The 13,309-nt window shown below is 59.4% G+C and carries 8 protein-coding genes; 2 read left to right on the top strand and 6 right to left on the bottom strand.

Annotation, left to right across the window (positions count from 1 at the left end):
- Window positions 1-168: 168 nt before the first annotated feature.
- The 4 genes from V1273_RS26540 to V1273_RS26525 form a co-directional block, all read right to left on the bottom strand.
- Window positions 169-1,467: a hypothetical protein gene (locus V1273_RS26540; RefSeq protein ID WP_334411418.1), complete on the bottom strand. Its 1,299-nt coding sequence runs from the start codon at window positions 1,465-1,467 to the stop codon at window positions 169-171.
- 147 nt (window positions 1,468-1,614) lie between these two features.
- The gene (locus V1273_RS26535; protein ID WP_028346794.1) at window positions 1,615-1,866 is read right to left on the bottom strand and encodes an exodeoxyribonuclease VII small subunit; all 252 of its coding nucleotides are present in this window, start codon (window positions 1,864-1,866) and stop codon (window positions 1,615-1,617) included.
- A gap of 131 nt (window positions 1,867-1,997) precedes the next feature.
- Window positions 1,998-2,924 carry a histone deacetylase family protein gene (locus V1273_RS26530; RefSeq protein WP_334364194.1) on the bottom strand — a complete coding sequence of 309 codons (927 nt, stop codon included), beginning with the start codon at window positions 2,922-2,924 and terminating at the stop codon, window positions 1,998-2,000.
- 91 nt (window positions 2,925-3,015) lie between these two features.
- Window positions 3,016-4,680, bottom strand: coding sequence for a bifunctional metallophosphatase/5'-nucleotidase (locus tag V1273_RS26525; protein ID WP_334411417.1), 1,665 nt, complete (start codon window positions 4,678-4,680; stop codon window positions 3,016-3,018).
- A 221-nt stretch (window positions 4,681-4,901) separates the two neighbouring features.
- Between V1273_RS26525 and V1273_RS26520 the strand changes: the two genes are divergently transcribed.
- The gene (locus V1273_RS26520) at window positions 4,902-5,855 is read left to right on the top strand and encodes a ring-cleaving dioxygenase (protein WP_334411416.1); all 954 of its coding nucleotides are present in this window, start codon (window positions 4,902-4,904) and stop codon (window positions 5,853-5,855) included.
- A 239-nt stretch (window positions 5,856-6,094) separates the two neighbouring features.
- Here V1273_RS26520 and V1273_RS26515 read toward each other — a convergent pair whose 3' ends face one another.
- Both V1273_RS26515 and V1273_RS26510 read right to left on the bottom strand, forming a co-directional pair.
- A complete protein-coding gene (locus V1273_RS26515; protein WP_334411414.1) occupies window positions 6,095-10,375 on the bottom strand; it encodes a hypothetical protein in 4,281 nt (1,426 codons plus the stop codon).
- A 919-nt stretch (window positions 10,376-11,294) separates the two neighbouring features.
- A complete protein-coding gene (locus tag V1273_RS26510; RefSeq protein ID WP_057843360.1) occupies window positions 11,295-11,510 on the bottom strand; it encodes a hypothetical protein in 216 nt (71 codons plus the stop codon).
- A gap of 622 nt (window positions 11,511-12,132) precedes the next feature.
- Between V1273_RS26510 and V1273_RS26505 the strand changes: the two genes are divergently transcribed.
- Window positions 12,133-13,269: a hypothetical protein gene (locus tag V1273_RS26505; protein ID WP_334411413.1), complete on the top strand. Its 1,137-nt coding sequence runs from the start codon at window positions 12,133-12,135 to the stop codon at window positions 13,267-13,269.
- Window positions 13,270-13,309: the final 40 nt, after the last annotated feature.

Genomic DNA, 13,309 nt, shown 5'->3' with positions numbered 1-13,309 from the left:
CCGGTTCAGTTTCTTTAGCTATTTGAGGTGCTTGCAGCCGTGGAAAGTTGCCCGGCAGGCTGCCTTCCCCGGCGCATAGAACCGCAAGCTTTACACCAAAGCCGCCGCCAAAGCCAACCCGGAGGGCCGATTCGGTTCCGGGGCGCAGGGCCGAAAAATTTCGATTTTTCAACCGCTGCGGCGGGCGGATGGTTCCAGTTTGCTCAAATCGGCGGCACTTGTGGCCGCGGCGGTGGCCGCTTCGATCCTCTTCCAGGCCCGATCGCGCGCTCCGGAATCGCCGGTGGCGACATCAAGCGCAGCGTCGGGGACGGCCATGCGCGCGCTGAGCGGGACCGGCCCGCAGACGATCATGAAAAAGTCGTAGGCGTTGGGCCGTTCGTTGGCCATTACGAACTGGAAATGCACGCGGAAGAACTGCCAGCGGAATTTCTCGTAGTGCTCGGGCCGGATGATGTCACGGAAGCGAACCGGCACGATCTTGGGGTTGCGCCGCGCGGCGCCTGCGTCGATGCCGTGGCTCGTGATCGGGTCGAACTGGTAGAAATTCATCACGTCCTTGCGGGCCTGGCAGTCGATCCAGTCGACCGACGGCTCGACCGCCAGCATCCGCAGATGCTCGCGAAATTCTTTCGATACGGCGTGATAGCCGACGATCGGAAAATTGCCGCCGATCGTCAGCAGCACGATCCGCGGCCCGTGACGGCCGAGCGCGGGATCGAGCTTGAGCGCACGCGCCAGCATTTCCGTCGACAGGAACGACCCGGAGCTATGGCCGACGATGACGATCTCGTCGGCGTCGGTGCTCTTGGCGACATTGACCAGATGCTGCGCAAAACGGTCGATGCGCTGGTCCCATTCCTGGCGCTCGCGGTGCGAGAACTCCCAGGTCCAGATCGTGTCGCACAGGAGATAAAGCACGTAGGTGGCATTCTCCGTATATTTCAGCACGGCCCCGAGCAGCGCCACGAAGATGGCGGCGGCCGTAGCGATGCTGAATGCGTCGGGAATGCCGATGGCGTTCAGGCCTTTCTCGAACACGAAGGCGATGGCCGCAGCGCACGCGGCTTCCAGCAACAGCATCAGGTGCGGATAGGTGATGAAAGTCGCAAAACGCCAGTTCGCCTTGCCGAAGCGGGCGATGGTGCCGGAGAAGAGGAGACGCCAATAGATCCAGACCGCGCTGAACACCGTGCGCCAGATCGGCGCCGCCAGGTCTTGCTGGATGAAGTCCTCGAACCGGAGGAAGTCGTAGGACGTGCGTGTCTGCCAGTCCTCAGCCTTGGTATCGATGGTCCAGGACGCGATCTCGTCGTCGGATGCCACCTTTGGCCGGCTGATGGTGGCCTGGAGCTGATAAAGCCGGCCGAACTTGCGCAGCTCGGTCCGGAACATGCGGTAATATTGCGCCAGCCCGCGCGGATCGTAGCCCTGAATATAGATGATATGGCGGTGCTCGACGCGCACGTACTGTCCCCAAATGTCGGCGGACTATATCAGGCTGTGCGGGGGGCAAGGAACTAATTCGGCTGGTCCGCCTCCCACGGCCGGGAGGGCGGAATTTGCCCAATATTCCCGATTGTTGCGCGAACCCCGAAAGACTGGACGGCAGGTTTACTGCACGTCGAGCGGCTCGGTCCCCGTGACCTGGCCGTTCGCATCGGTCGTGATCTTGTCGACGCGGGCCTCTGCCTGCCGCAGCAATTCTTCGCAGCGGCGCTTGAGCGCCTCGCCACGTTCGTAGATCGCGACCGATTCCTCCAGCGGCACCTTGCCGTCCTCGAGCCGTTTCACGATCGATTCAAGCTCCTCGATCGCCCGCTCGAAGGAGAGTTTTTTGACGTCCATCTGGTTGTTTTCGGCCATATCAAGTTCCCGAATGCGCGCCATTGAGGCGCGGAATCAAAGTGTAGCGTTTTTCGAGCGACGTGGGCACCGGCTCGCGTGAAGAAAACGCGTCGAAACAAGGGCTTTTGAGGGCCTATTGTGGCGGAGATTTACGCGCCCATCAGCGCCGTGACATGCGCCGCCACCGACTCTTTCAGCCCCTGCAGGTCGTAGCCGCCCTCCAGCACTGAGACGACCCGCCCACCGGCGCTATGGTCCGCCACATCCATCAGCTTGCGGGTCACCCAGCCGAAATCGTCCGCCTTCAGGTTGAGCGAGGCGAGTGGGTCGCGGTAATGCGCGTCGAAGCCGGCGGAGATGATGATCAGTTCCGGCGAGAACTTCTGTAATTGCGGCAGGATCAGGTTTTCGAACGCGGCGCGGAATTTTGCGCTGCCGTCCTCGGAAGCCAGCGGGGCATTGACGATGGTGTCATGCTCGCCGCGCTCGCCGCTGGCGCCGGTGCCGGGAAACAGCGGCATCTGGTGCGTCGAGCAATACATCACGGTCGGATCGTGCCAGAAGATGTCCTGCGTGCCGTTGCCGTGATGGACGTCGAAATCGACGATCGCGGCGCGGCCGATGCCGTATTTGCGCTGGGCGTGACGTGCGGCGATGGCGACATTGTCGAAGAAGCAGAAGCCCATCGGCTTCGAGACCTCGGCATGATGGCCGGGCGGGCGCACCGCGACGAAAGCGTTCTGGTGGGTTCCGGACATCACTGCATCCGTCGCAGCCACTGCACCGCCGACGCCGCGCATCACCGCTTCCCAGGTGCCCGGCGACATCGAGGTATCGCCGTCGATATAGATCATCCCGCTTTGAGGGGCGATGTGGCGGAGTTCGCCGATATAATGTTCGCCATGGCAAAGCGTGACGGAATCAAGATCGCCCTCCGGCGCATCGCCGCGCGAGAGCGGCTTGAAACGCTCTTCCCCCAGCACCTCGGCGACCGCGCGCAGCCGGTCGGGGCGCTCGGGATGCCCCGGAGGCGTGACATGGTCGAGACAGGCGGTATGGGTCAGAAGCAGCGTCATGCAAAAATCCTGGCGTATAAGGAACGCGCCGGTAAGGAGCGGCTAATCTAGGCTCTTAAGAGCCGCTCGGAAAGGCCTCCGGCCTTTCGGCTCAGTTGATCCTGGTGATGCGATCGGCGGCGGTCGGGCTGACCGGGCTGCTGGCCTTGAAATAGGCGTATAGCGCGTCGACGTCGTAGATGCCGACCTGCGGCGCGGTTCCTTGCGTGAGCACGGTGAAACCGTCGCCGCCGACGAAAAGGAAATTGTTGACGGTGACGCGATAGCTCGCGGTCGGATCGACCGGCTGCCCGTTCAGCAACATCCGCTCGGGCAGCACGCGTTCACCGTCAGGCTTGGTCGCGTCCCACGCATAGGCAAATCCCTTCGACACCTGCAGGATCCGCGGGCGCTTCGGATCGAGCCATTGCTGCTCCAGCATGTCCTTGATCTGCTTGCCCGTGAGCGTCAGCGTCACCAGTTGATTGCGGAACGGCTGGCTGCCGAACACGTCGCCATAGGTCACCGCGCCATCTTCCTTCCGCGTTACGTCGGCGCGCACGCCGCCGGGATTGGTGAACGCGATGACCGCGCCGCCTTTCGTCTCGCTGCTGGTCGCGGCGAGTTGCGCATCGGCGATGATGTCGCCGAGCGGGCTCTCGCCGGCGGCGTTGGGCACGCGCGATAGCGTTGCGGTCACCGAGCCCGCCGGACGGTTGGCGATCGGCGCGGCCAGCCGGTCATAGGATTCGATCAGCGCGGTCTGTTGGGCGTCCTTCGCCAGCGTTGCGGTGCGGACGATGGTGTTGTCGGCCTTGGCGCTGATGACGTCGCGCGTGACGGGATCGAGCTTGACATCGATCGCGGTGACGAGCGTGCCGTATTTGTCGCCGGAGGTAACGAGCCGGCCGTCGATCTCGCAGACATAGGCGCGATGAGTATGGCCGGAGACCACGACATCCACCGCCTTGTCGAATTTTTTCACGATATCGACGATCGGCCCCGAAACGCCGGGGCAGTCGTTGTAGTCGCCGGCCGGCAATCCGCCTTCGTGGATCAGGACGACGATGGCCTCAACGCCGCGCGCCTTCAGTTCAGGGATCAGCGCGTTCACCGTATCCGCCTCGTCGCGGAATTCGAGATCGGCAACACCGACAGGTGCAACGAGGCCAGGGGTGCCCTTCAAGGTCAGGCCGATGAAGGCGACCGGGATGCCGTCGAACGCGCGGATTTCGTAAGAAGGAAACACCGTCTTGCCGCTGCTCTTCTCGATCGTGCTGGCGGCGAGATAACGAAATTTCGCGCCCGTAAACGGGTGCGGCCCCTGGCATTTGTCGACCGGATGGCAGCCGCCATTCTGCATGCGCAAGAGTTCGTCCTTGCCCTCGTCGAACTCATGATTGCCTACGGAGGAAAGCGCCAGCCCCATCATCGACAGCGCTTCGATCGTCGGCTCGTCATGGAACATCGCCGACAGGAATGGGCTGGCGCCGATCAGGTCGCCGGCCGCAACAAAGATCGAGTTCTTGCGCCCGTCGCGAAGCTGACTCACCAGCGTCGCCATATGCTCGGCACCGCCGGCGGCGACCGTGACCTTCTTCGTCCGGTCCTCGGGATCGGCGATCGTGATTCCGCCCGGCGGCGGACGGAGGTAGCCGTGAAAATCGTTGATCGCGAGAATGCGCAGGTCCACCGGCGCGGTGGTTTGGGCGCCTGATAGCGTCGCAGGCGCAAGCAAGATCAACAATGCAAGGATGGGACGGAGGAGATTTCTCATGGCACTGACATTAGTAGGTAGTTTGACTTTTCCACGTCATTGCGAGCGCAGCGAAGCAATCCATGGTACCGCATAAAGAAGGAATGCATTGCTTCGCGGAGCCTGTCATCGGGCCGGCATTCGCCCGACCCGTTGGCTCGCAATGACGGTGGCCACATCCTACATGATCCAGCAAGAGGCCAAACTGTCCCGCCCACCGAAGTGACTACGAGGACAACGCAATGCAGCTAGGCGGAATTCATCACCTGACCGCGATCTCGGCGAAGCCGCGGGAGAATTTGGCGTTTTACACCGGCCTGCTCGGCATGCGGCTGGTGAAGAAGACCGTCAACCAGGACGACGTCAGCGCCTATCACCTGTTCTATGCCGACGGCAAAGCCAATCCCGGCACCGATCTCACCTTCTTCGATTTTCCCGCGGCTCCCGAACGTCGCGGAACCAATTCGATCTCGCGCACCGGGCTGCGCGTCGCCGGCGAGAAGACCCTCGGTTACTGGCGGGATCGCCTCAAGAAGGCGGGCGCAGCGGCCCGCGATATCATCGAAGTCGACGGCCGGCTGACGCTGCCGTTCGAGGACGGCGAGGGGCAGCGGCTGGTGCTGGTCGACGATGGCGGTGTGGGGCCGGCCTCGCCATGGGAGCGCAGCCCAGTGCCCGTCGAGCACCAGATCCGCGGCCTCGGTCCGATCGTGCTGACCGTGCACGAGCTGTCACGCATCGCCTTCGTACTGACCGAGGTCATGAACATGCGTCGCGTGCGCGAGTATGCCGCCCACGGTGCCGAGATTCATGTGTTCGAGATGGGCGAGGCAAAGGGACAGAGTAACCCCGCCGCCGAATTGCACGTGATCGAAGCCAAGGGTTTAGCCGTCGCGCAGCAGGGCGCCGGCGGCGTGCACCATGTCGCATTCCGCACGCCGGACGAGGCGCAGTACCACGCCTGGACCCAGCGCCTGAACCAGTTTCGCATCCCCAACAGCGGCGAGATCGACCGCTTCTATTTCCGCAGCCTCTATTTCCGCGAGCCCAACGGCATCCTGTTCGAGATCGCGACGGATGGCCCGGGATTTGCGACGGACGAGCCGATGGAAACGCTGGGCGAAAAGCTTGCGCTGCCGCCGTTCCTGGAGCCGCGACGGGCAGCGATCGAGGCGGGGCTGAAGCCGATTTCGTAGATTCTGTAGGATGGGTAGAGCGTAGCGAAACCCATCACTGTTTTGCGTAGCAATTGATGGGTATCGCTTCGCTCCACCCATCCTACGGGCTTTGTTACTCCTTGCTGCCCGCGATGCGCGCTCTGATCCCGCCCGATCGTCCCGAAATGAGCTAGGAGACCCTTGGCCGCTTTCGCTAAGGCGCATGTCAAGGCAGATGACTACGCGAAAGCGGGCCCTTGTGAGTAAAAAGCGCGCAGCTAGCGACGCGACTTTGTCGTTTTGCTCACCTTCCTGGCTTTCGTTCGTTTGACGACACTCTTTTTCGCTCGCTTGACGCTCGTCTTTGAGCTCTTGACGGCGATCTTTTTGGTGCGCTTGACACCAGTCTTTGTTCCCTTCTTAGCCGCTGTTTTATTTATAGCTTTGGAGATTGCCTTCTTCGCGCGGTGCGCAGAAGGCTTCGCTGTAACTTTCTTCGCGGCCGTTGTGCGGGTCTTTGTGGTCGCTGCCGACTTTGCGCGAGTTGTTTTGGCAGTCTTCGTTGCCTCATTTTTCTTCTTGGCAGTCTTCGCACGCGATACATCGAGCACATAGACGTCTATCCTGCCGGCGAGCTCCGTGGGCATTCTCTTAATGATCTCCTCGCGCAGCAGGGCGGGGTAAGTTATCGAAGGGTCTTTCCGACCCGCGATTTTTTCATCGCCGCCGAACCATAGGACCAGGTACACGCCCTGATCTGCTGCCCCCGGATATATGGTATAACGCGCCGCAAGCTGAACCGAAGCAGCGGTGTAGAGTTCAGGATTCCACTGACCCTTTAGTTCGGTCACGAGAATGACTTGAGATTTGTCGATTATGGCGGAGGCTGTAAAATCACAGCGCTTCTCGTTGGCCATTTGGTGCTCGACGACAACGCCAAGGTTGAGCGCACGGAAAAGATCCTGCAGCCTGTCGACGATCCGGTCTCGCGCTTTATTTTCGTTGACGCGCTTGTCGCCTGAATAAAACACCTCGACAGGATTTGTTGCATCTCCCTTTAGCCGGTGCTGAAATTCATCCAGAAGCTCGATCAGTAGGGCCCGCATGTCCTCTACGGACGCAATCTTGCTATCGTCGAGAAGTTGTGAGACGTCGGCCGGCGTTGGAGCGCGAAAACCGGATAGCGCTTGCTGCCTGACCGCTTCTGCGCGTTGGCTCTTAACCGAGTTCCAGAAGTCAGAAAACCTGGAGTCTGACAATATTCGATCAAACACCGGGATAGAGTTCGAAGGATCGTCTCTTCCGATGGTGAAAACTACATCGGTCAGGAATCTGTAAGCGGTTTCTCCTGGCGGGTCGCCAGTGCCCCAACTGCTTGGCAAGGACACCTTCGGCCACACTGAAACGAACGCGTCGAGGACACGATAAACCTGTTCTGCGTTGAGTTGCGGCCATCCCTGTGAGTCATGCCGGCCAAGCCGGCCCGAATAGTGCTCGATCTCAAGTATCGCTATTGGATCGGCGCTGAACTCTGCCCATCTTGCGTCGGAAGTGGGCAGTATGAAAAAGAAATGGCGCAGCAGCCAGAATTTCCGGCGGGTCACACCACCATCGGAGGGATCTATAGGGTCGTTGCAGCGCGTCTCAATAAGAGCATTGAGCTGAGCTCTGTCCGCGTGAGTTGCGGCGATGCCGAATAAGGTTTGCCGCGAATGCCAGGGCATAGCCGGATAACGTGTGAGCCAATCAATAGCGAGCGCGCCTTTCACGTTCGCGAAAGTTTCATGGCGATCGAGCATGTAGACGGCGGAAGCGGCATCTCCCGTGCGAGTCAGTTGGGGTTCGATGAGACGAATTATGAATTCGATCTTGTCGGCGTCGGACGAGAAGATCAGGCCGTCAATGACTAGTTCGAAGCGTTCAGCTTCGCCTTCCTGATACGCTGATCCTCCTATGCCTCCAGCTTTTACGGCACGAAGCATATCGAGGGAAATGTCTGCTAGCGTTCCAGTCTTACGAAAGCTCGCAAGGCAAGCTGCTTCAAGGACCATTAAAACGTTGGTGCTGCCTTGCTCTGCTATTAGTTCGATTGAAGGAACCTCGGGAGCAATGAAGCTAAAGCAGTTGAGCAGGGCAGTTTCGATGAACTGTTCGTCATTGGTAACCAGATCATCCTCGTGTGCGCCGTGAAGATAGCGTTGGGCCAAAGCAACCAGCCAGCCCCAGTGTTGTCCCGCTTCGATCAGCGCGCGGTTAGCCTCAAAATTGGCGAGCAAACCAGCTTTGCGCTGAGCCTCCATACGTTTGTAATGCCTGCGAGAGTGCCCAAATCTGACGTGATCTCTTCGAATGAGCTCGCGATTAGCTCGATTGACCTTGGTCCAGATACGCAACAGGTCGGGTGACAAACGTGCCTGAGCTCTCATTCGAGTTCTGGTTGGATTGGGGCCTCTTGCTGAACTATCGTAACGGCTGTGAGAGACGATCAGATGTTGCCAAAGCACGACGTTCCCGACAGCAAGCGCATGGTCCACGAGCGCGTCGTAATCGCCTTCACGAAAGCTCAAGCCGGAATGGGTTGCGCTCATAAAGAAATTGACGCGAGTGTCGAGGATTTGGTCTGGATCGGATAATCCGCCAATCATTGAGATCTGGATTGCCCGGCGAAGGCCGGCGTTCTGCGCCATCGCATCGACAGATTTGCTTTGGTCAGCGTTTTTATGGTTTTCAAACACAAGACGTTCAGTCCACCGCTGGATTTGACGTGGGTCGTGAGGGCCGACCATAAGCTCGAAGTAATGGTCAAGAAGGTAGCCGGCAATCTTGCTGCTTCCTCGACGGCAAGTGCAACGATGTGGTTTGGTTTTGGCACATGTGCACGCGAGGTTGCTTGTGATGCCGTCAAGCAGGTATCGCGTATCGTTAAGGCTGAACGTCGATATGACCTGACGAATAAAATATCTCGACCCGAACCTGTGCTCGCGTAACCGGCTTTCGGGATAGAGCGTCGCAAGCGCTCTGACGAACGCGAGGGCGCGAGACTGCCCCATACGCGACATCCCCTCGTCTCGGAGAATCTGCGATGCAATATCAAGCGAGTCGCGCGTCGCCTGCGTGACCAGTGTGTCGAAGTCGTTGACCAGGCCATTTTTCGAGATCGCTGAGATGTTTTGATATGCCTGGTCTCGGTCATGCCTTTCGGCCTGGGGGTCTAGAAGGATGGTTCGAAACTCTTGCTCAAGGCCTCTTCCTGCTTCTGTGTCGTAAAGGAGTTCGAGTATCAATCCGCGCAAATGCGTTTTGGAATTGGCTCCAGAAAGGAGAGGGCGGACATGCGCAATCATGTCAACCGTAAAGAAACCTGCGACGTTGAACTTCCTCCATGAATCCATGCGCCGAAAAAATGGATCGTTCTCAGCTAGCGACTTTAGTCCGTTAAGCAGCAACGGTTTGACCGATGAATCGAGCTGCGATGCATCGCCGTTAGCAAACACTGCATACGGGTCAAGCTTGACAATTGTCTCCTGCGTCTCGCGGTTGCCCAGCGAGGCCATCCATCCCAAAAGGCCGCGCAGTTCGTTGCGTACCGTGGAATTGGGAACGACAACCGCAAGGCACCGCCTTAACGAAAAGGTATTGGTAGTGTCTTCGATGCGCTTGATCAGGTAATCGGCCGCACAATATTCGGCGACGATCCGATGGACGGGATCGTGCCGATTGACTGTGTCGGTCGGTTTAAAGAGGCGTGTGTTCAGAGCAAAGTCAGCGATTTCCGAATCCGACGCGATGCTACGGAGATAAGGATAGGCATCGCCTTCAATTTCTTCGTTGGCTGAAACGCCCAAAGTGCCAGAAAGAAGCAGTTTGGCGAAGATTTCGCTGGCTGCTGCGACGATAGAGACGATCTCCGGACGAGCCGTCGCTCCAGGAGCGTTTCTTCGCTCGCTGGCAAGCCTGCGTACCGCATCTGCGTAAATCTGCTTCTTTGACGAGAAACGCCGGCCACCTTGCACGTAAGCGTCGGCGAATAGCTTGAGAAACTGCGGATTGCCTAGGATGGGCGTGAGCTCGAAACGGGTCGCCTCGGTTCGGAACGCCTCGAAGTCTTCGGAAGGTAGATAGTCTGCGAACAACTGGCGCTGTTCGTCGTCATCGAATGGCTCGAGACGCAAAATAGTTGGCTCAATGCCGAAACAATCGCGAACCGCCGTCGTGCGCGCCTGATCCCAAACGTATGAACGGCTTGCAAGAATGACAGTTGTCGCCGTCGATGCGCGCGCTTTTACAATGATCTCGTTGATTTTCTCCTCACCGATACGCGCCACTTCATCGAGTGCATCGATCACAAGCACGCTCTTCGTAGCGGGAGCTTCATGAACAAACTGACTTGCGGGCTGACGGGGAACCTCATAGCTCTTGCTCAGAAAGTCGAGCAAGTCCGACTTTCCAGCGCCAGGCTCAGCAAGAACGACGAATATCCCGCTCTGTCCGACCAGTTCGCTGTCTATCAAGAGCTTATCGCCGCAGTGCAGCTTTCTTTGAATGTAGAATTCCGGCATCGAGAAACTATAAGACAAAGAAAGGTAGCCAGCTAGAAACTATGCTCGCAACGCGCGATTACCCTGGTGACAAAATGCGCGGCGCACAATGGACTGCATGCGGCCGGCATTTGATGACGAGCAGTCGCAACGGGCCTCGCCCTCTTGCTGTTTAGACCTTCATGGCCCCACTCAAAAAGCGCAGATGTTCCCATAACACCCGTACCCCGACTTACGCCGAGCGACTGGCGTGCTCACTTCCAGGTCTTGCGCGCAAATACTAATTTCATCAGCCAAATCAACGTGATTTGCCCCGTCCAGTCCCTTCCGAAAAAACAATTTCCTTTTCGATCACCCCAAATCAGCACTAGAAATTCCGCCGTCTCATCCCTCACGAGGGGCGGATCGCGATCGTCACGGACGCGGGGTGGGATGCGGTGGACGCAACAGCGTCAGGCGCGAGAAGTCGTTCGCAGGGCGGTTATCCGTGAGCGAACACGGCGCGCAAGACGTACGGCGCTGAAGCGTACGGCAAAACCGTGTGGTCCTGACACCCGTGGCTGGTGCCAAGCTGCCGGTGGCGAATTTGATCCAACCGGATCGATCTCGCCATCAAGCCGGCAGTGATGGAGGCAAGAGGAATTCGTCTCCAGGGAGAGCGCGGCATAAGCCGTCAAACCATTGCGCAGGGAATGCCGGAGTGCTCCGGCTGTACCTGTATGCTCGTGTGCGCATCTCACTCCATCTCTTGCACACGAGACCGCGGGTGCAGCAAGCACCCGGCATTCCCTGCTCCCTCTGTTTTGAGGGAAAAGGTTCATGCAAACCTCGGGCGCTAGCCGCGCCGCGAGAAGGCGAGATCATGCTTACGAACGTTGACGCAAACAAGTTCGTTATATCAGGCAAACAACGGCGCCCGCGTGAGGCAGCCTGCGGCGCCTCAGGCTTCGTTTTTCGGAACGTACTTTCCGAGCACGCACTTGTAGCGCTGCAATCGCCATTCGCGATACGGGCCCTTGGCGAGCCAGTCGGCGATTCCAATCTGCGCGTTGACCGCGCAGGCGCTCATGGTGATGCCGGACTGGTCACTGGTGGTGACGATTTTTTCGAGACAGAGTTGGCTGTTGCAGAGAACGGCGACGAGAGTAACGAGCATGGGTGACCTTCGTTGCTGAATACCCGGTTCGCTCACGCCATGCAGGGTTCGTGCCAGCAGGGTGCGCGCCCGGCCTTTAAGGAAATCGGCCCGTAAAACTACGCACTGCAAAGCCGCGCCTTTTCGGCGCGGGGACGATCTAGTCGAACGCTCAAGGGAAACAATTGCGGTGAAAGTAGAATCCGGGCGTGGGCGATTCGCAAAGCGTAGAACTACGGTCTCGGCGGCGGATTAGCCCGACTGTCATTATGCAGCAACAGTTATGCATGGCGTTGTTCGGAACGTAATGACGCTCAGCCGCATGGAAGATTTGGATTGTCCGACTGATTTTCTTCTCGACAACATTTCGGACTCAATCCTGACATCGCGCCATGTTCGCCTCGCGCGTAACGTGTGAGGCGGTTTCGCGCGACGAGCAGGATGAGACATTCATGCAACAACCGGCGTCCTAAATTCCGGAGGGCGAATCGTTGAGCAGCTACGGCCCGCTCGTGGAGATATAATCGCATCGACGAATCCAGAAGGAGTTTTCGATGTCGAAGTTTGCGATTGGCGAGCAAGTCGAAAACGTTGCCAACGATCACGAGTCAGGGACAGTTGTCGCCGTGGTTCCGAGGGCTCCATGACAGGCCGTGCAACCACGCGAGCGATCTCCGCGACCGAACTGACGGACGGCGACAATGATGCTGCGCGCATCAGGCATCAGCTTGATGCCTGGGCCAATGCCTCACCTCGCGCCCCCAGATTGGTGGCGACACCGGCGGAAGAGTTCAGCACTGAACCGTCCGGCAAGACGCCCCCAGCAGCAAAGAAACGTGGCCGCTCCGCTCCAGCGGCGGGGCGTGCCAAGGCCGGCAGGGCGACTAAGGCCAAGGCAACGGAAGTCAAAGCAACGGAAGACCAGGCAACGGAAGTCAAGGCTACTGAGATCGGTAGCGAGCCGGAGGTGCCCAGCGCGCCGCTTGAGCCACCGCCGGTTTCCGCCGCGCCTGCTGTGCCTGAGATCGTTTCTCCCGTTCCCGCCCCACCAAGGAGCGAGCGCACCAGCCGGACCTTTGCCATTGCCGCGGCCCTCGCGCTGGCAACGGTTGCGGCCTATTTTTCAGTCGCTGGCATGGCCGAAATATTTCCCGGTGATCCGGTTGCCGTGATGGTGCTTGCCGCCACGATGGAGGCCGGCAAGCTGGTGATCGCCGGATGGCTGGCGGCGCATTGGCGCCGGACCAACTGGAAAATGCGTTTCGTCATGGTCGCGCTCGTTGCAGGGCTTGCGCTGATCAACGCCGCCGGCGTGTTCGGCAAGCTGGTCGAGGCGCATGTCAGCGTCGCGGCCACGGCGCGCTCCGGCGTCACCGAGCGCATCGAATCGCTCGACGCCCGCGTCTCGGCGCAATCGGCTGTCGTGGCCGATTTGGCCAACCGCATCGCGCAAATCGACCGTGCCGTGGATGAATCGACACGGCGCGGCCGGGTGACGCGGGCTATCAACATCGCAACACAGGAGCGCGCGACGCGGGACGGGCTGGATACGCAGCGCCAGACGGCCACCGCAACGCTGGTTGGACTGCAGGCGCAACGCGCGGCGCTGGCCGGCGAACGTTCGCGCATCGAGGCATCCGCAGGACCGATCCAGTATCTCGCGATGATGGTCGGTGCCGCACCCGAAGCCGCGGTTCGCTGGCTGATATTGTTGATGGTGCTCTGCTGCGATCCCGCAGCGATCGCCTTGACGGTCGCTGCGGCCAGTTCGCGACGCTAAGGAGTACACGTCAACTTCATTCGGTCCCGCATGTCGCTGA

The organism is Bradyrhizobium sp. AZCC 1721 (assembly GCF_036924715.1).
Taxonomy (GTDB): Bacteria; Pseudomonadota; Alphaproteobacteria; order Rhizobiales; family Xanthobacteraceae; genus Bradyrhizobium.
This window is presented reverse-complemented; position numbering and strand designations above follow the sequence as displayed.

What these genes read in the sequence shown, in the direction of transcription:
- V1273_RS26535 (WP_028346794.1), bottom strand. Translation starts at nt 1,866, where the DNA reads ATGGCCGAAAACAACCAGATGGACGTCAAAAAACTCTCCTTCGAGCGG.
- V1273_RS26530 (WP_334364194.1), bottom strand. Translation starts at nt 2,924, where the DNA reads ATGACGCTGCTTCTGACCCATACCGCCTGTCTCGACCATGTCACGCCT.
- V1273_RS26525 (WP_334411417.1), bottom strand. Translation starts at nt 4,680, where the DNA reads ATGAGAAATCTCCTCCGTCCCATCCTTGCATTGTTGATCTTGCTTGCG.
- V1273_RS26520 (WP_334411416.1), top strand. Translation starts at nt 4,902, where the DNA reads ATGCAGCTAGGCGGAATTCATCACCTGACCGCGATCTCGGCGAAGCCG.
- V1273_RS26515 (WP_334411414.1), bottom strand. Translation starts at nt 10,375, where the DNA reads ATGCCGGAATTCTACATTCAAAGAAAGCTGCACTGCGGCGATAAGCTC.
- V1273_RS26510 (WP_057843360.1), bottom strand. Translation starts at nt 11,510, where the DNA reads ATGCTCGTTACTCTCGTCGCCGTTCTCTGCAACAGCCAACTCTGTCTC.
- V1273_RS26505 (WP_334411413.1), top strand. Translation starts at nt 12,133, where the DNA reads ATGACAGGCCGTGCAACCACGCGAGCGATCTCCGCGACCGAACTGACG.